This is a genomic window from Desulfoscipio geothermicus DSM 3669 (assembly GCF_900115975.1).
Taxonomy (GTDB): Bacteria; Bacillota; Desulfotomaculia; order Desulfotomaculales; family Desulfallaceae; genus Desulfoscipio; species Desulfoscipio geothermicus.
The window spans coordinates 1-25226 of sequence record NZ_FOYM01000031.1 but is presented as its reverse complement, the minus strand read 5'-3'; the positions used below and the strand labels follow the sequence as shown (position 1 = coordinate 25226).

Sequence of the window (25226 nt, the reverse complement as noted above, 5' to 3'; positions counted from 1 at the left end):
CCAGATTATCACGGTATTTTTAGCAACCGGTCCAATTAGGGTGGTAACGCGGAAAACATCCGTCCCTTTACGGGGCGGTTTTTTTAATGCCAAGGAAAGTATACGCGAAAAAGGGGACTGGCTCCTTTTTCGCCTTTTGAAAAAGGTACCTGTCCCCTTTTTCTTGTTGATACTATTTCACGATTGAGGTGTCGAGCAAAATGGAGTACGGAAAAACGTTAAACCTGCCCAAAACCGACTTTCCCATGCGGGGCAACCTGCCCCAGCGGGAGCCGGAAATCATGCAATTCTGGGACGACATTGACATTTACCGCAAAGTGCAGCAGAAAAACAGCGGCAAACCCAAGTTTATCCTCCACGACGGGCCGCCCTACGCCAACGGCCATATTCACCTGGGGCACACCCTGAACAAAGTCCTCAAAGATATTGTGGTCAAGTTCCACTCCATGGCCGGTTATGATGCCCCCTATGTGCCGGGCTGGGATACCCACGGGCTGCCCATTGAACAGCAGGCCATCAAAAACCTGGGCATCAACCGGCACGCCGTGGACGCCGTGGAATTCAGGCAAAAATGCAAAGATTACGCCATGAAATTTGTGGATATTCAAAAGGAAGAATTCAAACGCCTGGGTGTACGCGGCGACTGGGAGCATCCCTACCTCACCCTGATGCCCCATTTTGAGGCCCGGCAAATCGGCGTATTCGGCGAAATGGCCAAGCGGGGCTATATCTACAAGGGCTTGAAGCCTGTTTACTGGTGCGCTGCCTGCGAAACCGCCCTGGCCGAGGCCGAAGTGGAGTACGCCGATAAAAAGTCGCCCTCTATTTACGTGAAATTTCCCGTGCGGGACGGCAAGGGGGTTTTGCCGGAGGATAACACTTATGTAGTCATCTGGACCACCACCCCCTGGACCCTGATTGCCAACCTGGCCATTACTTTGCACCCGGAATTTGATTATATCCTTGTAGAAAGCGAAGGCCAAAAATTACTGATTGCCAAGGAATTACAGGAGGCTTTCTTGCGGGAAACCGGCCTGTCCGAAGGCCGGGTGCTCGGTGAATACAAAGGGAGCGAACTGGAGGGGATCACCTGCAGCCATCCCTTCATCGATCGGGAATCAGTGCTTATTCTGGGCGACCACGTCACTCTGGAGGCCGGCACCGGCTGCGTGCACACCGCGCCGGGGCACGGTCACGAGGACTACCTGGTGGGGCTGAAATACAACCTGCCCATACTGTCCCCGGTGGACGGCCGGGGCCGGTTCACCGACGAGGCCGGTAAATTTGCCGGCCAGGTGTACCACGAGGCCAACGCGGGCATCCTGGACACGCTGCGGGAAACCGGTGTGCTTATCAAGGCGGACAAGATCAGCCACCAGTACCCGCATTGCTGGCGCTGCAAGAATCCGGTGTTCTTCCGGGCCACCGAGCAGTGGTTCGCTTCTATTGAGGGCTTCCGGCAAGCGGCCCTGGAGGAAATTGACAAGGTGCGCTGGATTCCCGCCTGGGGCCGGGACAGAATCCACAACATGGTGGCCAACCGGGGTGACTGGTGCGTATCACGCCAGCGCACCTGGGGCGTGCCCATCCCCATCTTTTACTGCGGGGCCTGCGGCAAGGAAATCATCAATGACCTGACTATCAGCCATTTGCAAAAGCTGTTCCGGGAACATGGTTCGGACGTGTGGTTCGCCCGGGAGGCCGCGGACCTGGTGCCGGAGGGGCTGACTTGCCCGGCGTGCGGGGCCGGGGAGTTTACCAAGGAAACCGACATCATGGATGTGTGGTTTGACAGCGGTTCCAGCCACTTGGCCGTGCTGGACGAACCGGAAAAATGGCCCGAACTGCATTGGCCGGCCGACCTGTACCTGGAGGGCAGCGACCAGCATCGCGGCTGGTTCAACTCGTCCCTGAGCACTTCGGTGGCGGTGACGGGGCAGGCCCCTTACCGGGCGGTACTCACCCACGGGTTCGTGGTGGATGAAAACGGGCGTAAAATGAGCAAATCCCTGGGTAACGTGGTGGACCCGCTTAAAGTGATCAAGCAAATGGGCGCAGACATATTGCGCCTGTGGGTGTCTTCGGCGGATTACCGGGGAGACCTGGCGGTTTCCCAGGGCATTCTCAAGCAATTGACTGAAGCTTACCGGAAGATCAGGAACACCTGCCGGTTCATGATGGGCAACCTTTATGACTTTGCCCCGGAAAAAGACGCCGTATCATATGAAAAAATGCCGGAACTGGACCGGTATGCGATGTTAAAGCTGCACCGGCTCATCGAGCGTGTGCTGGCGGCTTACCGCAATTACGAATACCATGTGGTTTACCATGCCATACACCATTTCTGCACGGTGGACATGAGCGCCCAGTACCTGGACATTATCAAAGACCGGCTGTACTGCGAAAAGGCGGATTCCGCCATTCGCCGGTCGGCCCAGACGGTGATGTATGAGGCGCTGCACGCCCTGGTGCGCCTGCTGGCACCCATCCTGGCCTTTACCACGGAGGAAATGTGGCGTTACGTGCCCAAAACCGAGGGGGCGCCGGAAAGCGTGCAGCTGACCGACATGCCCGAGCCCGATGACCGCTACCTGGACGTGGCTTTGGAAGAAAAGTGGGGCCGGCTGATGAAAATTCGCGGCGTGGTCACCCGGGCCCTGGAAAAGGCGCGGCAGGAGAAAGTGATCGGCAACTCCCTGGAAGCCAGGGTGCACTTATACGTGGATGAAAAGGTGGCCGGTTTTGTCAGGCCCTTTGAGAATGATCTGGCGGTGCTGTTTATCGTGTCCGGCGCAACCTTGCACCCGCTGCCGGAAAAAACGGAAAACACGCTCTCCGTGGAAGAAGTGCCCGGCCTGGCGGTGGGAGTGTCCCGGGCGGCGGGCGTCAAATGCGCACGCTGCTGGATGTACCACGAGGATGTCGGCCGGGACACCGACCATCCCGAAACCTGCCCCCGCTGCGCCGCCGTGCTTGGTGCCGGGTGTTGAAAGTTAAAATGTTGAAAGTTGCAGAAAAAAAGGGGACAGGCACCGATTCATAAAACGAATCGGAGCCAGTCCCCTTTTTACAGTGCTTGTCCCCTTTTTCTCACTGTTAACCAATCATAATTTTCCCTTCGGGATAGCGCACATCGGGCTGTTTTTTGTCGTAGGCCAGCGCATAGCCTATGGTCAGCGGTCCCAGGCGCCCCAGAAACATGGTGATCATAATCAAAATTTTCCCCGGGTCGTTTAATTCCGTGGTCAAACCCAGGGATAATCCAACGGTGCCCATCGCCGAAACCACTTCAAACAAAACTTTGGTGAAATCAGCCTCGTGGGTCAGTGAAACCAGAAAAGTAATCAAAAAAATCAGCAGCAGGGCAAGCAGGACAATGGCCAGGGCCCGGAACACCTCCCGGTGGTCTATTCTCCGGCCAAGTATTTCGGTGTCTTTTTTGCCCCGTAAAATGCTGTAAATGGCCAGCCAGAGTATGGTGAAGGTGGTGGTTTTGATGCCACCCGCCGTGGACCCCGGCGAACCGCCGATAAACATCAAAAACATAATTAACAATTGGGACGACAGCAGCAACGAAGTCAATTCCAGCGAATTAAACCCGGCCGTTCTTGGCGTCACCGCCTGGAAATAGGCGGCCAGTATTTTCCCGCCGGGGGATAAATTACGCAGGGCATGATTATACTCCGATGCCAGTATAACCGTGAAACCTATACCTATCAGCAGCATGGTGGTAATCAATACCATTCGAGAGTGCAGGGATAATTTGCGTGTTTTGGGATAATGCAATATTTCATATAGAACCACGAATCCCAGCCCTCCGGTGACGAACAGGCCGGATATAACCAGATTGACGACCAAGTCAGTGGTTTGCCCGGTCAGGCTGGTAAAATTGCCGAACAGGTCAAACCCCGCGTTGTTAAAGGCGGAGATGGAATGAAAGATACCGTACCAGAGCGCCTTGGGCAGGCCCATGTCCGGCACCCAGTGAATAGCCAGTACGAGCCCCGCCACGGCTTCGATAATAAAAGAAAAAAACAGCAAATAACGAAAAATTTTGACTATCCCTTCCATTGTTGGCTGGTTCAGGGCCTGCTGCATAATCAGCCTTTGCCGCAGTTGAATCCTTTTGCCCAGAAGCAGGGCGAAAAAGGTGGCAAAGGACATTACGCCCAGCCCGCCTACCTGGATCATGAGCAGGATCACCAACTGCCCGAACATGGTCCAGTGTGTGCCGGTGTCCACCACCACCAGGCCGGTGACGCACACCGCCGATGTGGCGGTGAAAAGCGCGGTCAGGTAATCGGTTGTCCCGTCCTTTGCCGCCCAGGGTGTGCTGAGCAGGATGCTGCCCAGAAATATCAACCCCAGAAAACTGAGTGCCAGCAACTGGGGAGGGTTTAATGATCGTTTGATTGACATTTGCTTTTACCTCGTTGCCTCAAGATTCCATTTCGCCCAAACGCTGCAGGTCGGCGTTTTTGCCCAGGGCCACCAGGACGTCGCCGGGGTGAATTATCTGGCTGGCCCGGGGGGCCACAATTATTTCATCACTGTGCCTGATGGCCAGGATGGTAACCCCCATTTTCTGACGCACGCCCAAATCCACCAGGCTTTTACCGATAAAATCTTTAGGAGTGATCAATTCAATGATGCTGTAGTCCGGCGAGAGTTCAATATGCTCCAGGATATTCCGGGAAACCAGCGACCGGGCCAGTTTGACCGCCATATCCCTTTCCGGATAAATGACCAGGTCCGCGCCTATCTTTTCCAAAACTTTGCCGTGCAGGGCGTTGCGCGCCTTGGCCACCACCGTTTTAACGCCCATTTCCTTTAAAATAATGGTGGACAGTATATTGGTCTGGATGTTTTCGCCTATGGCCACCACTACCACGTCAAAGTTTCTTATGCCCACCGACTTCAGCGCCTGCTCGTCCATGGCGTCGGCCTGTACGGCATGGGTGGCCGTTTCCGCGGCATCCTGCACTTTTTCTTCATCGTTGTCAATGGCCAGCACGTCGTACCCCATCCGGCTTAATTCGTTAATCAGGCTCATCCCGAAACGACCCAGACCAATGACCGCAAATTGCGTATTTTTCATTGATATCCTCCGCAACCTGATAAATTTTATTAGTATTTTGTCTTTTAAGATAATGTTGTCACCTTTTGGATTCCTGATACACTATATAATAACAAACAAAGTTGGAATAATCTATGATATAAAAGAAAACTTGTTTTATTATGGAACCAAACGCTAAACACCTTCGTCTACTTAATATAGAACTAATTGTGCGGAGGTGTTTTTATTTTGTGCGGCCTTGAAAATTGGCTTAAAGTCAGGTATCTTTCCGTATTTTATTATAGAATGCGCGGGTGGCCGGCAATGACCATGGTCATCCTTTTAACGTGCCTGTTTCCGGTGCCTTCGGATGCGGCCCGGGCCGCGCCGGAGGACAAGCCGGTGCAGATCGAAGCGGAACTGGGCTGGCAGGGCCAGGGGGTGCCGGGGCGCTATGTCCCCGCGGTGGTCCGGTTGAAAAACACCACCGGAAGGGACATTTCCGGTGTGGTGGAAGCCGTCAACTATTTCAAGTATTCCCATCCCGTTCCGCCGGGCGGGACGCCGTCCTCCGGAAAGACCAGCTTTTATCCGGCCGCCGCCTTTGGCGAAAGGATTTCACTGCCGGCCGGCGGGACCAAAAAAGTGGTGCTCTGGTTTCCCATGAACAGCCCCGGCGGGCGCACCGACTTCGTGTTCCGGGCCGGTGATCGGGAACTGGCCAGGGTAAGCAAAGGCATTCCCAGCAACATTACTTACCTGCGCGGGCCCCGGCCCGGCGGGGTGGGGGTGCTGGGACAGATTCCCCCTGTCCTGGAAAAGGTGCGGGTGGTCATGCCCGACGGGGTGGTCCGCTATATGAAGGCCGTGCAGCTTACGGGGGAGCTGTTCCCCCGCCGGGGTGAGGAACTGAACGCCTTCACCACCATCCTGGTGACCGGCGAGGGGGCTGCCCGGCTCAGCGCCGAACAACGCCGGGCCCTGGCCCGGTGGGTGAAAAACGGGGGTACCCTGGTGATAAGCGGCGGCCTGGCGGTGGACGAGGCGTTGGCCGCCCTACCCGGCGGGACGATAAACGTTAACGTGGGGGAAATAAAGCAGCAGTCCCGCTGGCAGGCGGCTGCCGCCTGGTTGGGCCGGGAAGCTCCGGAGCCGGTTGCTGCGGCGGTGGTCAGCCTGTCCGGGGCGGGGGAGCCCTGGGGACCGCAGGACAATCCCCTGGGGATGCGCTATCCCCTGGGGAATGGCGCGGTTACGGTGCTTGGCTTTGACCCCGCCCTGGCGCCCTGGCGGGCCGGGGCCCTGGGGGAAAGCCTGTGGCAGCTTTTCCTGGCGACGCCGGAAACCGAAAAGTGGGGCTATGATCCCAACTATAGCGAGTACCGGTTGAACAGGCTGGTCAATATGACCAATAATCTTCCGGCGGAGGCGTTTCCGGGCTGGCGACCGGTGGGCCTGTTTTTGCTGGTTTTCATGGCGGTGGCCGGGCCGGGTGTCTACTGGCTGCTGCGCCGCACCCGGCGTCCGGAATATACCTGGGTGGCGGTGCCCGTGCTTGCTGTTTTGTTTGCCGCGGCGGTTTACCTGTACATGGTGCAGACCGGCGGCAACGTGCTGGTGAACGCGGTGCAGGTGGTTGATAATCGGGACGGCGAGGAGCCTTCCGGATACACGGCGGTGGGATTTTTTGCCCCCACCCGGCCTGACTTCACCGCTGTGCTGGAGGATCCCGACCGCCCGGTGCAGGTGGAGTCCAGGGGCGGGCGTCCCCCGGAGTTGATGGGGGAAGACGCCGAACCACCTTATACGCTGATTAAGGGCTCCGACCTGACGGTGCGGTTCAGCGATGTTTCACAGTGGAACATGCGCGGTATCGCCTTTGAAAACGAAAATATTCCCGAAACAGTCAAGGGCTTAAAGGCATCCGTCGAGGTGCGGGGCAACAAGGTCCTGGGCAAGGTTGTCAACAAAACGGGCCTGCACCTGGACCACGTGGCGTTTTTCCTGGGATCGAATTACAAGGTGCTGGGCAACCTGGCACCGGGCGAGGATGCAACGGCGGAATTACCGGTCAGCGTTCCGCAGTATAATGCCAAGGGGAGTTATGGTCCCGAATTCCCCAATGGCTGGCAGGTGTTCATGTATCCCGACGGGCCACCGGCGGTGAAACCCGGCATGCCATCACCGAGGCCTGAACGCCGGTTGAACGTGGCTGAACAGAGGCGGGCCGGCTTAATGGATAACTGGATGGAAGAATTCAGACGCGGGCCGGTGGAAACCGGCTGGCCGCTGACCGTGCTGGCCTGGAGTGAAAGCCCGGTGCTGGACCTGGGGTTAAAGGAACTTTACCGCCCGCCCCATTACCTGACCATGTTTGCCCTGAGCCCCGAAATCAAGCTGGCTGCCGGGCCTTTCACTGTTCCGGCCGGCCTGGTGATGCCGGAGGTGACTGATTCACAAATACGGGGCATGTTCGGGCATAACAACCTGCGGGGCATGGAAGGCGGTTCGGTGACATTTGCTTTCAGGCCTTCACTGCCCGAAAGGGTGAAAATAAATCAAGTTACGTTACGCTTTGATTATTATCCCATGCAAGGCACCCCCCGGAGGGGTATGTCGCCTGCGACCAAACCCGGCCCTGTGCCGGACGGGGTGCTGGAAATTTACCATCCGGGGCGGGGAACCTGGCAACCTCTGACCGGGTCCGGCACCTTCAACCTGCCCGGTGATTACGCCACTACCGACGGGGAAGTAAAAGTGAGGGTGACCGGCGGCTACCCGGAAAAGGGCACGGGATTTTTCTTCCTGCCGCCCACGGTGGCATACGGGGGTGAAAAAGAGTGATTTCTACCAGCGGTCTAATTAAAAAATACGGGCGTACCCTGGCCCTGCAAGGGTTGGACATAAACGTTCCCGAGGGTGCCGTGTACGGTTTCATCGGCCGGAACGGGGCGGGGAAAACCACCACCCTGCGCATTCTGGCGGGGCTGCTCATACCCGACGCGGGGCGGGCCGAAGTGGCCGGGCGGGACGTGCTGCGCGACCCCCGGGGCGTGCGGGAAGTGGTGGGCTATATGCCCGATTTCTTCGGCGTTTACGATGACCTGCGGGTGGGCGAGTATCTGCTGTTTTATGCCGCCGCGTACGGCATCCGGGGGGCCACCGCCCAAAAATTGCGGGACGATTTGCTGGAACTGGTGGAACTTGGTCACAAGCGGGACGCCTTTGTGGACACCCTGTCCCGGGGGATGCAGCAGCGCCTCTGCCTGGCCCGGTCGCTGATTCACGACCCCAAAGTGCTGCTGCTGGACGAGCCGGCCAGCGGGTTGGATCCCCTGGCCCGGGTGGAGATGCGGGAAATATTGCGGGAACTGTGCCGGTTAGGTAAAACAATTATCATCAGCAGCCACATTCTTTCCGAACTGGCCGACCTTTGCACCCATGTGGGCATGATCAGCGAGGGCCGTTTGTTGCGGCAGGGGCCGCTGAATGAAATGCTGGCGGGCGACCGGGTGCGGAAATTTATCCTGCGCAGCAACGGCCCGGCCCGGGCGGCCGTGGAAGTGATCGAAGGCTGGCCCGGGGCGGCGGTGCTCAATGCCGCCGACGAGCAGGTGGAATTCCGTATGAGCGGCGATGCCGCCGAAGTGGCAGGACTGCTGAAGGGAATCATCGGGGCGGGGGCGGAAGTGGTGCACTTTGCTCAGACGGAACAAAGCCTGGAAGATACCTTTATTCAACTGGCCCGGGAGGTGCAAGAACAATGAGCGCGTTAACCGGTGGAATCAAAACGGGCTGGAAAGAGTACTGGGCCGGCCTGCGCAACGGCCTGGCGCCCATGCTGGGCAAGGAAATGCGGTCCCGCACCCGGGGCTGGCGCTCTCCGGCGCTGCTTTCGGTTTACCTGGGCCTGCTCAGCGCGGGCACGGTGGCCTTTTTGTGGTTGAACCTGCAGCAGGTGGGTAATATTTATCCCCAGGTCGGGCTGTCCCTTTACGGCATCATGGTTTTCGGCCTGGTGCTGCTGCTGGCTTTTATCGCCCCGGCGGTATCGGCCGGTGCCATCAGCGGGGAGCGGGAACGGCGCACTTACGACCTGCTGCTGGTCACCCGGGCTTCCCTGACCGGCATAGTGCTGGGCAAGTGGCTGGCCTCCATTGTTTACCTGCTGTTCCTGGTGCTGGCGGCGCTGCCCGTGCTGGCGGTGGTCTTTCTTTACGGCGGGGTGCCCCCGGCCACCGTTATGATGGCCGTGTTGTTGTGTATGATTACCGGCCTGGGTTACGGTGCCCTGGGCATCTGCCTGTCCGCGGTGCTGCGGCGCAGCCAGGCCGCTACCATTGTGTCGCTGGTGCTGGTGTTTATATTGATTTTCGGTACGCCCATCGTTGCGGGCATTGCAGCTGCCAGGGACAATTACGACGAACGGCCCGTACCGTACGGCGATCCGGATGACTACCGGCCGCCGGCGATTCCCTGGTATGTTTTCATGAGCCCGCTGTCGGCCATGACGGATGCTATGCCGGATACGGGGAACATAAATACCGGGCGGGGGATTCCCCTGATCAGTTCGGTGATGAATGAACTGATGCGCCAGTTTCAGCCCCGGGAAATGCGGGAATACGCCATGAAAATGGGCTATAGTACCGGCTACGTGCCGTCCGGTGCCGCGACGGGGGAGGAAAAACCCGGCGGGCCGGCGGCCTGGCCGTTCTGGGCCCGCTTCGCCCTGAACCAGGCGGTGCTGGCGTTGGTGTCACTGGTGGTGGCGGTGCTCGCCATCACCCCCCGCAAACCCTGGGTCAGACTTAAACGTATTTAAACTAACTGTATTATCTATATATTTCGATTTTTATGTAATATACGGCCATTTCTTCTATAACACAGGAACAAGTGGCTGTATTGAAGTAATGACGGGTCTGACCCCCTGATGAGGAGGCGGTACAATGCTTGGAAAAGCTGACTTGCGCGGAACCCGCGGGGCCGGGCGCCACCGTTGGCCCGACCCCGAACTGGCCCGGGCCCTGCAGCCCCTGGGCGGCAGGGTGGCGGCGCGTTACTGGTTGGAAAGCGCCCGGCTGGCCCTGCTGTGGGGACTGGCCATGGCGGTGGCGGCGGTGGCGTTGGTATGGCTTTTTCCGGTGTTGCCGCCCGCTGTGGCTGCGGCGGGCGGGGGCATGGCGGTGCTGGCCGCGGTGGCGCTGCGCGTTTACCGGCGACCGAATGCCCTGGATGTGGTGCGTGTGGCGGACCGGCTGGGATTAAACGGAGCGGCGGTGACGGCATTCAGGGTGCTGGAGGAAGGTGCGGCCGACAAATGGTCCCGGGCGGCGGCGGTGAAAGGAATAGCGGCCTGCCGCCGCGCCGGTGCGGACCTGGCCCTCGCCTACCCGTTGATAAATAACCGGCGCCCCTGGCGGGACGTGGCGCTGCTGGCGGTATTGTTGGTAGTGTTCCAGGTGGTGCCCAATCCCTTGGCAACCTACTGGGCGGACAGGCGGGCCGAGCAGGAGGCGCTGGATGCTGCGGCCCTGGAGACCAGCCGGGTGGTGGAGCGGGTCAAGGACCTGCGAGTAAGCGGAGAGGATGTATTAGCCGGGGAAATTAAGCGAAAGTTGGCCGGGCTGCCCCGGGAAATTAAAAATTCCGCCGACCGGCGGGAAGCGGCGAACAAACTGGAGCAGGCCCGCTGGCGGCTGGACGAGGCCCGGAAAATAATCGACCCTGCGGTGCAGCAGGATTTACGGCGGCTGGCTGATATGTGGAAAAAAATAGATAGCCGGGGACTGCAGAACCTGGCGGCAGCGCTGGAACAGGGCAATGCCCGGGCCATTGACAAGGCCATGCGGGATTTGAACCAGGCTATACAGGAAGCTGGCGGTGATCAGCGACAGAAAATGGCCGCCGCTTTGTTCCGGGGCGCCGGTGCCGTGGATAACCCGTCACTGCGCCGGCAGCTGCGGGATATGGCGGGTGCGGTGCTGGACAACGGCAGCCCGGCCGCCGGGGGGACCTCCGGCAGCGGCGGAGGGAACGGGTCCGGAAGCAGTAGTCTGGCTGCGGCGACCGGTGCCTTATCCGGGGCGCTGTCCGGCATGGCTGAAGCGGCAGGCGCCGGCACCGCCCTTGGCCAGGCTTCAGCTACCCTGGCCGCCCTGGCCCACGGATTGGCCGGCGCGGGCGCTGACGGGGCAACGGCCCTGGCTGCCGGGGATACCGGAGATGTGAGCGACGTTACCGCTGCGGGCGACGGTACAGGCAGCGGCGGTGCTGCGGACGGTAACGGCGGCGCAGCGGGCGGCGACAACCGGGGGGGCGGTAACGCCGGCGGCAGCGGTGACCGCGGTGGGCCGGGCAACGGCAACGGAAGCGGCGGCGGTACCGGCGCCGGCGGCAACGGTAGTGGCGGGGCCGGTGCCGGGCAAAGCGGCGGGGGCCTGGATTTGGTATACACTCCCTTATTGCCGGACGGTCGGGCCAACCCGTCCCGGGTAACGGGCCGGTTGCAGCAGGGCGAGCAAGGCAGCCAGGTCGGCCTGGACCGGTCGCCCACCGCGCTGGGGGCGTTGCGCCCGTACACGGAGGTATACGGCCAATACATGGCCCGGGCGCATGAATCATTAAGCCGGGAGCCGTTGCCGCCGGATATGGAAAAGCTGGTCTGGGAGTATTTCAGTACCTTGAACGAAGATTAAACCGGTGCCGGGTGTTGAAAGTTGAAAGTTGAAAGTTGAAAGTGCTTTCAACTTTCAACACCCGGCACCAGAGGACCCAGAGGAAGGGATGGAAATGAACGATTTACATAATATAAATTGTGAAAATGAGGGAGAACAGCCTGTTGAATCCGTCGAGCGGTCGCTGGAGGAAGTGACAATGCGCCTGCAGCAAGTGGAGCAAGCCCTGGGCGAGGTAATTGTCGGTCAGAGGGAGGTTGTGCACCAGGTACTGATCGCCATGCTGGCCGGCGGTCACGTGCTGCTGGAAGGGGTGCCGGGCCTGGGCAAGACGGCGCTGGTGCGCGCTGTGGCCGGGGTAACGGGGCTCAGCTTTCGCCGCATTCAATTCACCCCGGACCTGATGCCGGCGGACATAACGGGCACCCAGGTTTATGACGGAAAAAGCGCCGGTGAGCCGTTCCGGTTCGCGCCCGGACCGGTTTTCGCCAACATAGTGCTGGCCGACGAAATAAACCGGGCCACACCCAAGACCCAGAGCGCCCTGCTGGAGGCCATGCAAGAGCGTACGGTGACGGTGGGCGGCACGGGTTACCCACTACCCGAGCCTTTTTTTGTTTTGGCCACTCAGAACCCGCTGGAAATGGAGGGCACCTATCCACTACCCGAAGCACAACTGGACCGGTTTTTATTTAAAGTGAACGTGGCTTTCCCCACGGCCGAGGAATTGCTGGCCATCGGGGCACTGACCACCGGTGCTGCGGAACTGGAAATCCGGACCGTGCTGGAGCCCGGCGAACTACTCAAGTGGCAGAAGATGGTGCGCCGGGTGGTGTTGGTTAAAGATGTGATGGACTACGCGGTGCGCCTGGTGTTGGCCACGCGCCCGGACGCCCCCGAAGCCCCGGAGGGAGTATGTCGTTTCGCGCGTTACGGTTCCGGCCCCCGGGGGTTGCAGGCACTTTTGCTGGGCGCCCGGGCGGAGGCGCTGCGGGCCGGGCGGCCCGGCGCGGGCTACGAAGACGTGCGCCGGGTGGCCCCGGCGGCGCTGCGGCACCGGTTGCTGCTAAATTACGAAGCCACCGCCGAAGGGGTTTCAGCGGACGACCTGATCACCGAAATCCTGGGGTCAGACTTAAACTAGTTTAAACTAACTGCAATATTTATATATTGTAATAAATGGTTAATTCCTAAAAAATAGATTACTGTGTTACGACTTGCATTGTTAATTTACGGCCTTTAAATGGCCCGGGTTTATATTATACAACAGAATTTTTTATTCACTAACCGGTTAATGCAATGTAACATAGCAGGCTTAATAATTAAGGTGGGTATTACAATGGGCGAGAATACTTTGCTGGATGCCGGGCTGCTCGGTCGTCTGGAAAATTACCGGTTGGTGCGGCAGCGGCCGGTGCCGGGCGCGCACCCCGGCCCCAGGCGTTCCCTCCGCAAGGGCGGTGCTGTGGAGTTTGCCGATTACCGTGAATACACAGCGGGCGATGAGCCCCGGCGGGTGGACTGGAAAGCCTACGCCAGGTTGGGGCGCCTTTATGTCAAAGAATTTCAGGATGAACGGCAGGATTCCGTGCTTTTTCTGATAGACACCAGTGCTTCCATGGACTGGGGTGACGGTGATGAGCACAAGGGCCGTTATGCTCTGCGCCTGGCCGCCGGATTGGGCACCTGCGTTCTGGCGGGTAATGACCGCCTGGCCATAGTGGCCGGCGCGGTTTCCGCCGCTGAACCCGGCAACCCGGCCGGCGTAAACCGGGGCGGGCAAAGCGGTGTGCAGGCCATTGATCCCCTGAATGGACGCCGCTCGTTGCCGCGACTCTGGAACCGGCTGGGCGAAATTTCTTTCGGCGGGGGCACGGATTTGCCGGGGTGTTTGCAAGCCGGCTTGCAGGTGCTGTCGGGAGCCGCCGGCCTGTATGTATTTTCCGATCTTTGGGACCCCCAAGGAGTGGAAGATATGCTGCGCCTGGCTGCAGGGCGGGGAATGGCGGTCACACTAATGCATATTCTGGCTCCCGGTGAGCTTAACCCGCCGGGCGAAGGGGAGTGGACGCTGGTTGACGCGGAAACCGGGGCCCGGGTGGATGTGTCTTTCACCCCCGCGGCAATGCAGGATTACGCCCGTCGTTTAGGGGAATTTTTCCGACAGTTGGACCATAGTTGCCGGCGCTGGGGCGCCCGGCGCCTGCTTTTAGACACCGGGGCTCCTTTTGCACAAACCCTTTTGCATACTTTGCCCCGGTTGGGAGTATTAAAGACTTATTAACTTGTAATTTACCGGTGGCCACAGGCGGGGCACTTTTTAAATGCCAGCCGGGGTAGGTTTCATGGGTTTACTGTCCTGGTACTGGCGGGTGGTAAGAATAGTTGCGGTTGTTGTACGTATTAAGCTGTATAACTATATGCTTATATATAAAGTAAGTAGTTAGTTTAAACAAGTTTAAGTCTGACCCCTTGGGGATCTTGGGGAGGGTTTGGGGTGTTGTTTTATCATCCTTGGATGCTGTGGCTGGCGTTGACGATGCCGGCCATACTGGCTTTATACATATTGCGGCCAAGGCGCAGGCAATCCGTGATTCCCAGTACGCTGCTGTGGCGACCGGCGCCTGCCGGGCTGGAGGCCAGCCGGCCCTGGCAGCGCTTGCGGTCCGGCCCGCTGTTGTGGCTGCAGCTGCTGGCGGCGGCCCTGCTGGTGCTGGCCGCCGCCGGCCCGGTGTGGCGTGCCGTCATTGAATCGCGCAGCACCATTGTATTGCTGGACGCTTCCGCCAGCATGCGGGCGGTGGAACAGGGTGCCACCAGGTTCGACCGGGCCCGGGAAGAGGTGGTGTCCCTGACCGCCGGGCTGCGCGGCGACGCCACCATCACGGTAATAGCCTTTGACCGGCAGCCCCGGGTGGTGGTGCGGGACAGTGCCCAACCGCGGGAGGTCAGCCGGGCGCTGGAGAGGATAACTCCTTCCACCTGTGCCGCGGACCCCGGGCCGGCGCTTTCCCTGGCCCGGTCCCTGGCCAGGCAGTACGAAAATCCCCGGCTGGTACTGGTCAGCGACGGCGGCCTGGACCTGCCCGGCGGTGATGTTGATTTTATTTCGGTGGGCGGCGGCGACGCCAACGTGTCCATTGCCGCCCTGCACCTGCGTTCCACCGGGTCCGGGCAGGCGGCCCAGGTGACGGTGGTCAACCACGGTTCCCGCCCGGCTTCGGGCACCGTGGCCCTTATGAAGGGTCATTATCCCGCGGGCAGCAAGAAATGGCGGCTTGCCCCGGGGGAGACCGGCCACCTGCTCTGGACCGGCCTGCCCCGGAATGTGACGGTGGAGGCCCGGCTCAAGCCAGACCGGCCTGATATGGACTTGCTGGAATTGGACAACCTGGCCTGGGCAGTGCCCGAAGGCAAGACAAAACGTAAAATTTTACTGGTCACCGGCGGTAATGTTTTCTTGGAGCGGGCGCTGGGTTTGATGTCGCAGGCGGAAGTTTTCGTGGCTGACGCGGCGCGGTACCAACTACTGTTGCACGGCGCGTATCCTTATGATATTACCGTGCTGGACGGCGTGCCCGGACCTCTGCCGCCCGGTGCGGCACTGCTGGTGGATCCGCCGGCCGGCGCCCCGGCCCCGGGGCTCACCGTAGGGCCGGCCATCGACCGGGTGCGACCGGCCCCTGCTCCCGGCAGTCCCTTGTTGGCCTATGTGAGCCTGGATGATGTCAACGTCCGGGACGCCCGGGTTTTAACCACCGGGGCGGGATGGTCCGTCGACATTGTGTCCGGTGCAAACACCTTGTTTGCCCATGGTGAACTGAAAGACCGGCGCGTGGCGGTGTGGTCGGTGGACCTGCACCGTTCGGACCTGCCCCTGCGCCCGGCGTTCCCGGTATTGATGCAGAATACGCTGGACTGGTTGTTACCCCCCGCCCTGGGCGTACCGGGCAGCATCCGACCGGGTGATGAGGTGAAAATTGTCCCTCCGCCCCTGGCCCGGCGCATGGTGGTGGAAGATGCCGGCGGCGCAGCGCAGGAACTGGCCCCGCCCTTCCCGCCGTCCCCCTGGGTACCCGCCGAACCCGGCCTGTACCGGCTCATCGCTTACCGGGATGACGGGAGCACGGTGCGGGAAATTGCGGTAAACGGTTATATCGCCGGTGAGGCCGATCTGCGGGCGCGTGATCCGCGTGGGTCCGGCGACAGGGCGGCTCCTGTGGAAGCGGAAGCCGGTGAAAGCCGGCGGGCGCTGCCGCTGGTGCAGTGGCTGGCCCTGTCGGCCCTGCTGGTTGTTATGGTGGAATGGGGGGTGGCCAGCCGTGGGCGTTAGCTTTACCGATCCGTTGTGGTGGCTGCTCCTGCCCGTGCTGGGCGTGCTGGCCTGGTACCTGCGCCTGCCCTGGTTGCACATGCCCGGCAATGCAGTGCAAAAGCGCCGGGAGCGCCGGCGTTTTTATACCCGCCTGGCCCTGCTTGTTCTGCTGGTGGCGGCGCTGAGCGGCCCCGGCCTGGTGAGCGTGATTCAGCGACAGGCGGTGGTTATGGCCCTGGATGTCTCGGCCAGCGTCGGTCCCGCGGTCAGCGAGGGGGAACGCTGGGTCAGGGACGTTCTGGCCGCCAGGCCGCCCGGCGCTGCGGTGGGCGTTGTATCTTTCGGCAAACGGGCCCTGGTGGAAGAGCCGCCCGGCACGCAGCCCGACTTTTACCGGGCCGCCGCCGACCCGGGCAAGGAAGCCAGCGATGTCGGCGAGGCGCTGCGGTTTGCCCGGGCCATATTGCCCCGGGACGCCCGGCAGCGGGTGGTGCTCGTTACCGACGGGCGGGATACGGAAGATGGGGCCGTGGCTGCCGCCCGCATGCTGCAGGCCGGCGGGGTGCGGGTGGATGTAGTGCCGGCCGGCGTCGCCGCCGGGTCCGATGTGCGACTGGACAACGTGGATGTGCCACCCCGGGCGCGGGTGGGCGAAAATACCGTGGTGGAAATAACCGTAACCGCTGATTCCGCCACCGGCGCAGAAATTTACTTGGAAAGGGACGGAGAACTTTTGGCCTCCCGGCCCGTTAGTTTGCGGGACGGCGTGAACCAGCTGGCACTGTCGGTTCCGGCGGGCCCGGCCGGGCTGCACCGCTACCGGGTTCGGGTGATGGCGGAGGACTGTACCGTCGACGCCTTTGCCGCGAACAATGAGGCCGGGGGTATCCAGGAAGTGACCGGTCCGCCCCGGGTGCTGGTGCTGGCTCCGTCCGCCGCTGAGGCGCGCGGCCTGGTATCAGCGCTGCGCGCCTCGGGACGGGTGGACGTTACGGTGTCCGGCCCCGGCGCGGCGCCCCGGGGCTTGACGGACTGGGCGCGCTACCAGGCTGTTTTTCTGGTCAACGTGCCGGCCTACAGTCTGGGGGAAAGGGCCATGGGCGAACTGGAGACCTATGTGCGGGACGGGGGCGGCGGCCTGGTGATGGTGGGCGGTCCCGATTCCTTCGGTCCCGGCGGCTACGCCGGCACGCCGGTGGAACGTGCCCTGCCCGTGAAAATGGATATCAAGGGCCGGGGGGAATTGCCCTCGCTGGGTTTAATCCTGGTTATCGACAAGTCCGGCAGTATGGAAGCGCCGGCCGGCGGGGCAAGCAAGATCGGCCTGGCCCGGGAGGCCGCCGCCCGCAGCATATCCGTGCTCACCGGGCGGGACCGGGTGGGCGTGCTGGCCTTTGACAGCATGCCCTGGTGGGTCGTGCCCCCCGGACCGGTGGATGATAAGGAAAAACTGCACCGGCAGATCAGCAGCATTCAGGCCGGGGGCGGCACGGAAATCTACCCGCCGCTGCTGGCGGCCTACCAGGCGCTGCGGGATATGCCCACCCAGGTGAAACACATCATATTGTTGACCGACGGCATTTCAGCCAGCGGGGGGGATTACCAGGCGCTGTTGTCCGATTTGCGGTCCGCCGGTATCACCCTAAGCGCGGTGGCCGTGGGGGAGGGGGCCGACGCGGGCATGCTGCAGGCGCTGGCCGAACTGGGCCGTGGGCGTTTTTACGCCACCGCTGATGCGGATAACATTCCGGCCATTTTCACCAAGGAAACGGTCATGGCCACCCGGAGCTTCGCCGTCAACCAGCGCTTTTACCCCCGGGTGGCTGCTTCCGGTGCCCTGCTGCGGGGGCTGGCGGAGGTACCGCCCCTGGAAGGATATATTACAGTAACCGGCAAAGATCTGGCGGAGACCCTGCTGGTTTCGCCGCAAGGCGATCCTGTCCTGGCGGCTTGGCAGTACGGGTTGGGCCGGGCGGTGGCTTGGACGCCGGACGCGGGCGGGCGTTGGAGCGGCCCCTGGGCCGCCGGGGATGTTTTTCCGCGCCTGTGGGGCAATGTGCTGTCCTGGATTCTGCCGGCGCATAACACCGGTTCTGTAAACGTAGAAACGGAAGTGACTTCCACCGGCGGGGACACGACCGGTCAGGCGCTGAAAATTACTGTGGAAGATCCCGGCAGCTGGCAGGAGGTGCGCGCTTTACGTGCCCTGGTCACCGGACCCGGCGGCAGCACCCTGACGGTACCGCTGCAGCCCGCCGGGCCCGGGCGTTACGAGGCCCGGCAGCCGGTGGAAAAGCCGGGCGCCTATCTATTATCCGTCGCCGGAGGCGGGGAACAACCGCAGGTGCTGGCCCGCAGCGGCGTGGTCGTGCCCTACCCGCCGGAATACCGGGAAACGGGGGTGGATATGCAGCGCCTGCGGGCCATTGCCCGGGCCGGGGGCGGCACAGTGCTGGAGAAACCGGAGCAGGCATTCGCGGATAACCTGCCGCCGGTGCGGGCCCGCCGGGACCTGAGCGCCGGGTTGCTGGCGGTGGCGGCGCTGCTGTGGCTGGTGGATGTGGCCGGGCGGCGCCTGGTGCTGGGAGCCGAGGAACGCGCCGCCCTGCGTCGCTCCGGACAGGCGCTGCGGCGCCGGCTGCGGCCGGGGCGGGAGCGGGAGGCCCGGCCTGACTGGACCGGCGGCACCCTGACCAAGGTGCGGGATATGCGCCGGCATCGAGGTGGAGTGAACGGCCGGACGGCACCACCGGCGCATTCCAGCCCAAACGGTGCAGGTGCGGGCGAGCAGGACGGCGGCCGCGCCTGCGCAACTGCCGGGGCCGGTGCGCAGGCACCTGCCGGCATAGGTGCTGAAACCGGATTCACCCAATCCGCTGAGGGGAAAAGCAAAGCCAGGGCGGCGGAGCCGGAGCAAACGGCCTCCCGGCTGCTGGCTGCCAAACGCCGCGGGTTTAATAAATAGGCTTGCAGAACAAGTAATCATTGCGGCAAATAGTAAAAGCGCAGGTGGCAAAATATATCACCTGCGCTTTTTAGACGACAGAACTTTAAATGTTATTTATATATCTTCAATCATAGCGTTACGCGGTCTGAAGGTTTGGCATGCGGTGTCATCCGTCACGCTGGTGATTAAGTCTTCCGTTGAGGGTTTTACCTGGATACTGGAAGCCCGGCACTCACTTTTTTCTTGATACATACAGTTTTTTACAGAGCACATAATTCTCGGCACTGTGCATTCCTCCTTCATTAATTAAGATGTTATTATTATGGCTGGCCGCAAATCTTTTATGCTTTTTAAAATGGTCGAAAAATATTAAGTTTAAAAGGAAGCACCGGCTCTAAAATTATGGACTGATTATCCCTGGTTTAGATGGTCAGTTCTTTAAAATAATTGTCGATAATTTTCTCGGCAAGCCGTTTTGCGGCGTTAGCCTGCGCTGCCAGCATCAGCACCGTCAAGAATATTTCAGCCAGATCCTGGCTCCTCTCGTCCTTAATACTTTGGGTCTTTTCTTTGATCAACTTGAATTTTTCGTTAAAAGTACTGCGAAACTCCGCAAATTCATCCTCTTTCAATTCCAGGTATGTTGCATAAATCTCTTCCAGGGGAATAATATCGTCAGCCCGGCTGTTGATGTCGTTCAAAACGGGCGCGAACATGGTCCGGATATCGCTGATGGACAATATGTTTTTCAAGTTATAGATGAGAATCAATAAAATAATGTGTTCTTTGTTGTATTTTTTGTTTTGGGGCGGGTGCAATATACCCGCCTTTGTATAGTTGTTGATCATGGTTTTGGTAAAGACTTTGTCATCTTCGCCCCTTTTCAAGTGGCCAAGCTTTCCGTCCAGAAAACCAAGTATTTGTTCCATGTATAATTCCAGATCCGGGATGTCCGAAGGCTTTATTTCATCAGTTAAAAAAAGCTCGCCGCCGATCTTTTCCAGGACTTTATTGTTTAATTCCATATTCATCCTTATACCACCTCGATCATATTATATAGTTTTAAAAACCACATGTCAATAATTATGATAACACGACTTAGAATATAAATGGCAATGTGATAAGGCATAATTAGTATTTAAAAGATTATGGAAAAAACAATTGGCATATTTTAAAAATATGAGTATTTACGAGGTTATTTTGTTAAATATGGGTATTGAGCACTGTTTTACTATATGATATGATTTCAATAAGGTAAGACATAGTAAGCAAAACCACTTAATGTAATATAAGCATGTATCTCAAGTCGTTATTAAAAAAACTGCTTTAATCTAAGGCGAAAGGGGGATCGCAAAAAACTTCCCTTAAGTGCTTTGGAAAAGTTAAAGAGACGCAAGGTTAAAACGGACATATGAAAATTACAGTGTAACATTTGGCGCTCATCGGACACTTTATTAAAGGGAGAGTGGTTGACTGTGTCAACCATAGAAAAACTTTATCGAGATTACAGGGTTGGGGTGTTTCGCTATCTTTACCGCATGGGTGGGGACTGCCACCTGGCGGAGGAGTTGACCCAGGAGACGTTTTACCGGGCCTGTGTTTCGCTGAAAAACTTTCATGGTGAGTCGACCCTTTCCACTTGGCTGTATCGTATAGCTTTTTACGTATATACCGGGTATTTGCGCGGCCATCCCCGGGACCGTCACTTACCTTTGGATCGGAATATTCCCGACCGGGGCAGGACCGGCAACCCGGACCGGGCCCTGGAGGATGCCGAAAACCGGCGATTAGCCGGGGAGGCCCTGCACCGGTTGCCGGAAACATATAGGGCGGTGATAATACTCAGGGAATTGGAAGAAATGAGTTTTGCAGAAATCGGTGCGGTGTTGAACAAATCTCCGTCCACGGTTCGGGTAATTTTGTTTCGGGCCAGGCAAAAATACCGTCAGTTGTTCAATCAATTAGCGGACGGAAAAAATCTGCTGTGAATGATCTAAAAAAAAGTTTTAGGAGGCGATTTGGGTGGGTTTATTCAAACGCATAGGAGACAACATTCGGGCCAATTTGAACAGTTTACTGGATAAGGCGGAAGACCCGGTGAAAATGCTGGAACAGTACCTGCGGGACATGGAGGAGGATATTGCGGACGCCGAGGTGGCTGTGGCCAAGCAGATCGCCGTGGTGAAGCGTTTCGAGGGCTCGTACAGGGACGCGCAGGCCATGGTGGAAAAGAGGGAGGCTCAGGCCGTGCAGGCTCTGGAGCAAAACCGCGAAGATCTGGCCAGAAAGGCCCTGGAAGATAAAAAAATACATGCCGCCAAGGCTGCAGATTACCAGGAGCAGTTCGAACGGGCCCGGGAAGTGGCGGATAACCTGAAAAAGCAGCTGCAGGATATGAAAGATGAATTTACCAGGATGCAGGCCAGGAAAGCCACGTTGGTGGCCAGGGCCGAAGCGGCCAAAGCCCAGAAGGAAATCAACAAAACCATGTCCGGGTTTGGTAAGGATACCGCCCGTAAGGGGTTTGAGCGCATGGAAGAAAAAGTGCTCCAGTTCGAGGCCGAGGCATCCGCCGGCCAGGAATTGCGCAGTGCGAGCAAAAACCTGGATGATGAGCTTGCCGAACTGGGTAATGGGGCCGGTGAAATTGATGATGAACTGCAACGTCTGAAAGCCAAACTGCAGGAGAAAAAAGAATAATATGGCTATAATTTCAAGCTTTGCCCTTGCAGGAAAGGGGGTGATGGTTCAACAATATAAAATTTTTCGCAGGGCGGTGTTTAATAAATGTTACTGAAAGTATTTCAGCTATGCTTCTGGGTGGGAGCGCTTTTTACCGCGGCATCGTTTATACTGGGGCAGTTGCTTGATTTTGGGGAATTGGGCGGTGATGTTGATTCCGGCTCGGGTGAATCCATGATTTCACCTTTTAAACCGGTGGTCATCGCGGCATTTATCACCGTATTCGGTGGAGTGGGTATTATTGGCCTGCAACACCTGAAGTTGGGGGTGTTTGGCACCCTGGCGGCGGCTGTTTTCTGCGGCTGGCTGGTTTCGTTTATTTTATTCAGGTTTCTGATCGTACCGCTGTACAAGGTGCAAAACACCGCCGCGGTATCCCAAAAAGATTTGGTCGGTATGCCGGCGCAGGTACAGTTGGATATCAAGGGCAGCAGCTTTGGCCGCATTACTTATGTGGTTAACGACAATACATACTCTGCGCCGGCCAGGTCTGTGGACGGAGATGAAATACCCAGGGGGGTCAGGGTGGTCATTGTGGACATTAACAGAAATGTATTCCTGGTTACCAAAATTTGAAAGGAGAAATGGAAATGGGTACGTTATATGTTGCAGCCATCATTGTTGTAGTCCTTATACTTTTATCCTTAAGCGTAGTAACAATGTGGAAAAAGGTATCGCAGGATAAAGCGCTGGTAGTTACCGGTTTGAAAAAACGGGTCATCTCCGGTGGAGGGGGCTTTGTTATTCCGCTTTTGGAGCGGGCGGACAGAATTTCGCTGGAGAACATGAAAATCAACGTGGAGACCCGGGGCGCCCTGACGGAACAGGGCGTGGACATCAAGGCGGACGGCGTGGCGGTCATAAAAGTCAAGTCCGATAAGGAGTCCATCCTTTCGGCGCTGGAGCAGTTCAACACCGGTAAGGAAACCGACACTATCGGCGTAATTAAAGATACCGCCAAAGATGTGCTGGAAGGAAAGCTGCGGGAGATTATTTCCAAGCTTACCGTGGAAGAAATATATAAAGACCGGGAAAAGTTTGCCTCCCAGGTGCAGGAAGTGGCCGCCGTGGACCTGGCGGAAATGGGTTTGGAGATAAAGGCGTTTACCATCAGGGACATTGCCGATGATAACGGTTACCTCGAGGCTCTGGGCAAAAAGCGGATTGCCGAAGTAAAGCGTGATGCCGACATTGCCGAAGCGGAAGCCCTGAAAGAAACCCAAATTCGCACTGCCGAAGCCAACCGGCTGGGTGAGGAAGCCCGGCTGCTGGCGGAAACCCAGATTGCCGAAGCCTCCAAGGAGAAAGAACTGAAGGTTCACCAGTACAGGCAGGAACAGGAAACGAAAAAAGCCGGGGCAGACTTGGCCTATGATATTGAAGCCAATAAAGTACAGCAAAATGTTGAACAGGAAAAAATGCAGGTGGAGATAGTCAGGAAGAAGAAAGAAATAGAACTGGCCGAACAGGAAGCGCTGCGCCGGGAAAAGGAATTGCACGCGACCATCAGAATGCAGGCTGATGCTGAAAAGTACAGCCAGGAAAAGCAGGCCGAGGCCATCAAGTTCAAGGACATTCAAGATGCCCAGGCCAGAGCCGAAAGCGTTAAGCTGCTTGGTGAGGCCAATGCCCAGGCCCGGCGCGCCGAAGGCGACGCGGAAGTGGAAGTGATCCGCAAAAAAGGTGAGGCTGAGGCGGAAATTCTGTTGAAGAGGGCGGAAGCCTTCAAACAATATAACGACGCCGCCATGGCTCAGATGATCATTGACAAGCTGCCGGAGATTGCCAGAAGCATTGCCGAACCCCTGGCCAAAGTGGAAAAAATCGTTATCGTGGATTCCGGTAACGGACAGGGCCAAGGTGCCGCCAAAGTGTCCGGTTACATTACCGACATCATGGCCACCTTGCCGGAAACGGTGAAGGGCCTGACCGGTTACGACCTGATGGATTTCTTTAAAAAGAGCACAAATGAAAAACTTCCTGCGGGGGCAGACAGTCAATTAATTGAAAGTAATGCAGTGGAAAAAGAAGCGGTAAGCCAAATATAATTGATATATGGAATAATATTAACGGCAATGTGTTAAATGGAAGTGGTGAGATTGACTTATTGGCCGCTGCCCCGTAACTTGGTTGAGGCACGGTTTGTGGAACGCAAAAACAGGTTTGTAGCCCTGGTAACGTTGGATGGGCGGGAAGTTTCGGTGCATGTGCCCAGTTCGGGCCGGATGGGGGAATTGCTGGTGCCCGGTGCTGTCGTTTACCTGGCCCCGTCCGGCGTGGCGGGGCGGCGGACGGCTTTTACCCTGTTACTGGTGGAATACGGCGGCATACTGGTTTCCGTGGATTCCCTGCTGCCCAACCGGCTGTTGTACCGCGCTTTGCAAAGGGGGGAGTTGCCGGAATTTGCGGGGTATACCGGCGTGCGCCGGGAGTTTCCCTACCGGGAGGGGCGGATGGATTTTCTGCTTGCCGGGGACCGGGGCCGGTGCCTGGTGGAGGTAAAATCAGTAACTCTGGTGGAGCGAGGGGAAGCACGCTTTCCTGACGCCCCCTCGCAACGCGGGGTCAGGCACCTGGAGGAACTGGCGCTGGCCCGGGGAGAAGGGTACCGGGCGGCGGTGGTGTTCGTGGTGCAGCGGGAAGACGGGGAATATTTCACCCCCAATGATGGCTGCGACCCCCTTTTCGGCAGGGCCCTGCGTCGGGCTTACCAGAGCGGGGTGGAGGTCTACGCCCTGGGGTGCAGGGTGGAGATGCACGGCGTTACACTTTATGGCAGCATGCCGGTATATTTGTAGTATGGCTTATGTGCATTTAACCCAATACGTGGTAGTGACCTGCAAAAAGCAGAAGCAGCAATAGCTGATAGCGTTACCATTAACTGGCGCAGGATTGGAGTTATTCATCATGCGCGTTTTTATCAAAAGAAACATTTCCAATTCCTTTGACCTATTAAAAAAAAATTAATTTTTACCCAAAAATAACTTATTATATCCTAATCCTTTTTTAAGCATACTAAAATCAAAATTGAGAGGAGGGTTTAAAATGACGCCGGAAATAAGAGGGGAAGAGTTGGAAAGAAAAAATGCTGAATACGCTAAAAGAACCGTTATTACCGCGGGTTTGGATATGGCTGGTTTAAAAGATAAAGATGAGCTTATAGGAAAATACAAAACGGAAACTACTGTATTTTAGGCCGCCGGCAGGCGGCTTTTTTCCCGCACAGCCCCATGGATAAGTTGCATAAAATAATTGAGAACAGCCGGCCTTGGCTGCACACCCATCTTACCGCCCCATTTTTCTTACTTGAAACTTCCATTTTATCTTATCAAATCTAACACATAAAGCTACATTTATGCTATTTAACCTTTTCCTGTGAATATATCTATCAAAATTAGCCCAGAGGACTCCCGCCTCTATAGGCGGGTGGTGAATGGGCGGCCGGGCTAAAGCCCGGCAATTTTGTTGCGATTTAGTAAAAGTTATCATAAA

The 25226-nt window shown here is 58.0% G+C and carries 19 protein-coding genes and 1 other annotated feature (1 of these 20 running past the window's edge); of the genes, 15 read left to right on the top strand and 4 right to left on the bottom strand.

Annotated features, from left to right (window positions below):
* Positions 1-70: a binding site (T-box leader), on the top strand (it extends 185 nt beyond the left edge of the window).
* A gap of 130 nt (positions 71-200) precedes the next feature.
* Positions 201-2990 (top strand): isoleucine--tRNA ligase, encoded by a 2790-nt coding sequence (gene ileS, locus BM299_RS15585; RefSeq protein WP_092486480.1) that lies wholly within the window; start codon positions 201-203, stop codon positions 2988-2990.
* A gap of 106 nt (positions 2991-3096) precedes the next feature.
* On the opposite strand, the gene BM299_RS15580 is transcribed toward ileS, so the two are convergent.
* Positions 3097-4419 carry a TrkH family potassium uptake protein gene (locus BM299_RS15580; RefSeq protein ID WP_092486477.1) on the bottom strand — a complete coding sequence of 441 codons (1323 nt, stop codon included), beginning with the start codon at positions 4417-4419 and terminating at the stop codon, positions 3097-3099.
* 19 nt (positions 4420-4438) lie between these two features.
* Positions 4439-5098 carry a potassium channel family protein gene (locus BM299_RS15575; RefSeq protein ID WP_092486474.1) on the bottom strand — a complete coding sequence of 220 codons (660 nt, stop codon included), beginning with the start codon at positions 5096-5098 and terminating at the stop codon, positions 4439-4441.
* Between the two features lie 282 nt (positions 5099-5380).
* Between BM299_RS15575 and BM299_RS15570 the strand changes: the two genes are divergently transcribed.
* The 8 genes from BM299_RS15570 to BM299_RS20250 all read left to right on the top strand — a co-directional run bounded on the left by BM299_RS15570 (position 5381) and on the right by BM299_RS20250 (position 19010).
* Positions 5381-7900 (top strand): DUF4350 domain-containing protein, encoded by a 2520-nt coding sequence (locus BM299_RS15570; RefSeq protein ID WP_131820663.1) that lies wholly within the window; start codon positions 5381-5383, stop codon positions 7898-7900.
* Positions 7897-8823 carry an ABC transporter ATP-binding protein gene (locus tag BM299_RS15565; RefSeq protein ID WP_092486468.1) on the top strand — a complete coding sequence of 309 codons (927 nt, stop codon included), beginning with the start codon at positions 7897-7899 and terminating at the stop codon, positions 8821-8823. Before BM299_RS15570 ends, BM299_RS15565 begins: the two co-directional genes overlap by 4 nt.
* Positions 8820-9878, top strand: coding sequence for an ABC transporter permease (locus tag BM299_RS15560; protein WP_092486465.1), 1059 nt, complete (start codon positions 8820-8822; stop codon positions 9876-9878). Before BM299_RS15565 ends, BM299_RS15560 begins: the two co-directional genes overlap by 4 nt.
* A gap of 124 nt (positions 9879-10002) precedes the next feature.
* Positions 10003-11751, top strand: coding sequence for a DUF8809 domain-containing protein (locus tag BM299_RS15555; protein ID WP_092486462.1), 1749 nt, complete (start codon positions 10003-10005; stop codon positions 11749-11751).
* A gap of 94 nt (positions 11752-11845) precedes the next feature.
* Positions 11846-12874 (top strand): AAA family ATPase, encoded by a 1029-nt coding sequence (locus BM299_RS15550; RefSeq protein ID WP_165608374.1) that lies wholly within the window; start codon positions 11846-11848, stop codon positions 12872-12874.
* Positions 12875-13069: 195 nt separating this feature from the next.
* Positions 13070-14014: a DUF58 domain-containing protein gene (locus BM299_RS15545; protein ID WP_165608373.1), complete on the top strand. Its 945-nt coding sequence runs from the start codon at positions 13070-13072 to the stop codon at positions 14012-14014.
* Between the two features lie 213 nt (positions 14015-14227).
* Positions 14228-16063 (top strand): vWA domain-containing protein, encoded by a 1836-nt coding sequence (locus BM299_RS15540; RefSeq protein ID WP_092486454.1) that lies wholly within the window; start codon positions 14228-14230, stop codon positions 16061-16063.
* Positions 16053-19010 (top strand): VWA domain-containing protein, encoded by a 2958-nt coding sequence (locus BM299_RS20250; RefSeq protein WP_092486451.1) that lies wholly within the window; start codon positions 16053-16055, stop codon positions 19008-19010. The genes BM299_RS15540 and BM299_RS20250 overlap by 11 nt, the downstream gene beginning before the upstream one ends.
* 96 nt (positions 19011-19106) lie before the next feature.
* Here BM299_RS20250 and BM299_RS15530 read toward each other — a convergent pair whose 3' ends face one another.
* Both BM299_RS15530 and BM299_RS15525 read right to left on the bottom strand, forming a co-directional pair.
* The gene (locus BM299_RS15530) at positions 19107-19277 is read right to left on the bottom strand and encodes a DUF1540 domain-containing protein (RefSeq protein ID WP_165608371.1); all 171 of its coding nucleotides are present in this window, start codon (positions 19275-19277) and stop codon (positions 19107-19109) included.
* Between the two features lie 137 nt (positions 19278-19414).
* The gene (locus tag BM299_RS15525) at positions 19415-20023 is read right to left on the bottom strand and encodes a DUF1836 domain-containing protein (RefSeq protein ID WP_092486445.1); all 609 of its coding nucleotides are present in this window, start codon (positions 20021-20023) and stop codon (positions 19415-19417) included.
* Positions 20024-20467: 444 nt separating this feature from the next.
* On the opposite strand from BM299_RS15525, the gene BM299_RS15520 reads away from it, so the two are divergent.
* The 6 genes from BM299_RS15520 to BM299_RS19485 all read left to right on the top strand — a co-directional run bounded on the left by BM299_RS15520 (position 20468) and on the right by BM299_RS19485 (position 24929).
* On the top strand, positions 20468-20980 hold the full coding sequence (locus BM299_RS15520; protein ID WP_245779816.1) for an RNA polymerase sigma factor: 513 nt from the start codon (positions 20468-20470) through the stop codon (positions 20978-20980).
* 34 nt (positions 20981-21014) lie between these two features.
* Complete coding sequence (locus BM299_RS15515; protein WP_092486439.1) at positions 21015-21692, top strand: PspA/IM30 family protein; 678 nt, start codon at positions 21015-21017, stop codon at positions 21690-21692.
* An 87-nt stretch (positions 21693-21779) separates the two neighbouring features.
* Positions 21780-22310 (top strand): NfeD family membrane protein, encoded by a 531-nt coding sequence (locus tag BM299_RS15510; protein ID WP_092486436.1) that lies wholly within the window; start codon positions 21780-21782, stop codon positions 22308-22310.
* An 8-nt stretch (positions 22311-22318) separates the two neighbouring features.
* Entirely contained in the window at positions 22319-23782 is a 1464-nt protein-coding gene (locus BM299_RS15505) for a flotillin family protein (protein ID WP_245779820.1), read from the top strand.
* Positions 23783-23818: 36 nt separating this feature from the next.
* Positions 23819-24532 (top strand): DNA/RNA nuclease SfsA, encoded by a 714-nt coding sequence (gene sfsA / locus BM299_RS15500; protein WP_092486431.1) that lies wholly within the window; start codon positions 23819-23821, stop codon positions 24530-24532.
* Between the two features lie 247 nt (positions 24533-24779).
* Complete coding sequence (locus BM299_RS19485; protein WP_165608370.1) at positions 24780-24929, top strand: hypothetical protein; 150 nt, start codon at positions 24780-24782, stop codon at positions 24927-24929.
* Positions 24930-25226 lie beyond the last annotated feature (297 nt).

Coding starts and splice junctions, on each gene's coding strand:
- ileS (WP_092486480.1), top strand. CDS start 201: ATGGAGTACGGAAAAACGTTAAACCTGCCCAAAACCGACTTTCCCATG.
- BM299_RS15580 (WP_092486477.1), bottom strand. CDS start 4,419: ATGTCAATCAAACGATCATTAAACCCTCCCCAGTTGCTGGCACTCAGT.
- BM299_RS15575 (WP_092486474.1), bottom strand. CDS start 5,098: ATGAAAAATACGCAATTTGCGGTCATTGGTCTGGGTCGTTTCGGGATG.
- BM299_RS15570 (WP_131820663.1), top strand. CDS start 5,381: ATGACCATGGTCATCCTTTTAACGTGCCTGTTTCCGGTGCCTTCGGAT.
- BM299_RS15560 (WP_092486465.1), top strand. CDS start 8,820: ATGAGCGCGTTAACCGGTGGAATCAAAACGGGCTGGAAAGAGTACTGG.
- BM299_RS15555 (WP_092486462.1), top strand. CDS start 10,003: ATGCTTGGAAAAGCTGACTTGCGCGGAACCCGCGGGGCCGGGCGCCAC.
- BM299_RS15550 (WP_165608374.1), top strand. CDS start 11,846: ATGAACGATTTACATAATATAAATTGTGAAAATGAGGGAGAACAGCCT.
- BM299_RS15545 (WP_165608373.1), top strand. CDS start 13,070: ATGGGCGAGAATACTTTGCTGGATGCCGGGCTGCTCGGTCGTCTGGAA.
- BM299_RS15525 (WP_092486445.1), bottom strand. CDS start 20,023: ATGAATATGGAATTAAACAATAAAGTCCTGGAAAAGATCGGCGGCGAG.
- BM299_RS15510 (WP_092486436.1), top strand. CDS start 21,780: ATGTTACTGAAAGTATTTCAGCTATGCTTCTGGGTGGGAGCGCTTTTT.
- BM299_RS15505 (WP_245779820.1), top strand. CDS start 22,319: ATGGAAATGGGTACGTTATATGTTGCAGCCATCATTGTTGTAGTCCTT.
- sfsA (WP_092486431.1), top strand. CDS start 23,819: ATGGAAGTGGTGAGATTGACTTATTGGCCGCTGCCCCGTAACTTGGTT.
- BM299_RS19485 (WP_165608370.1), top strand. CDS start 24,780: ATGACGCCGGAAATAAGAGGGGAAGAGTTGGAAAGAAAAAATGCTGAA.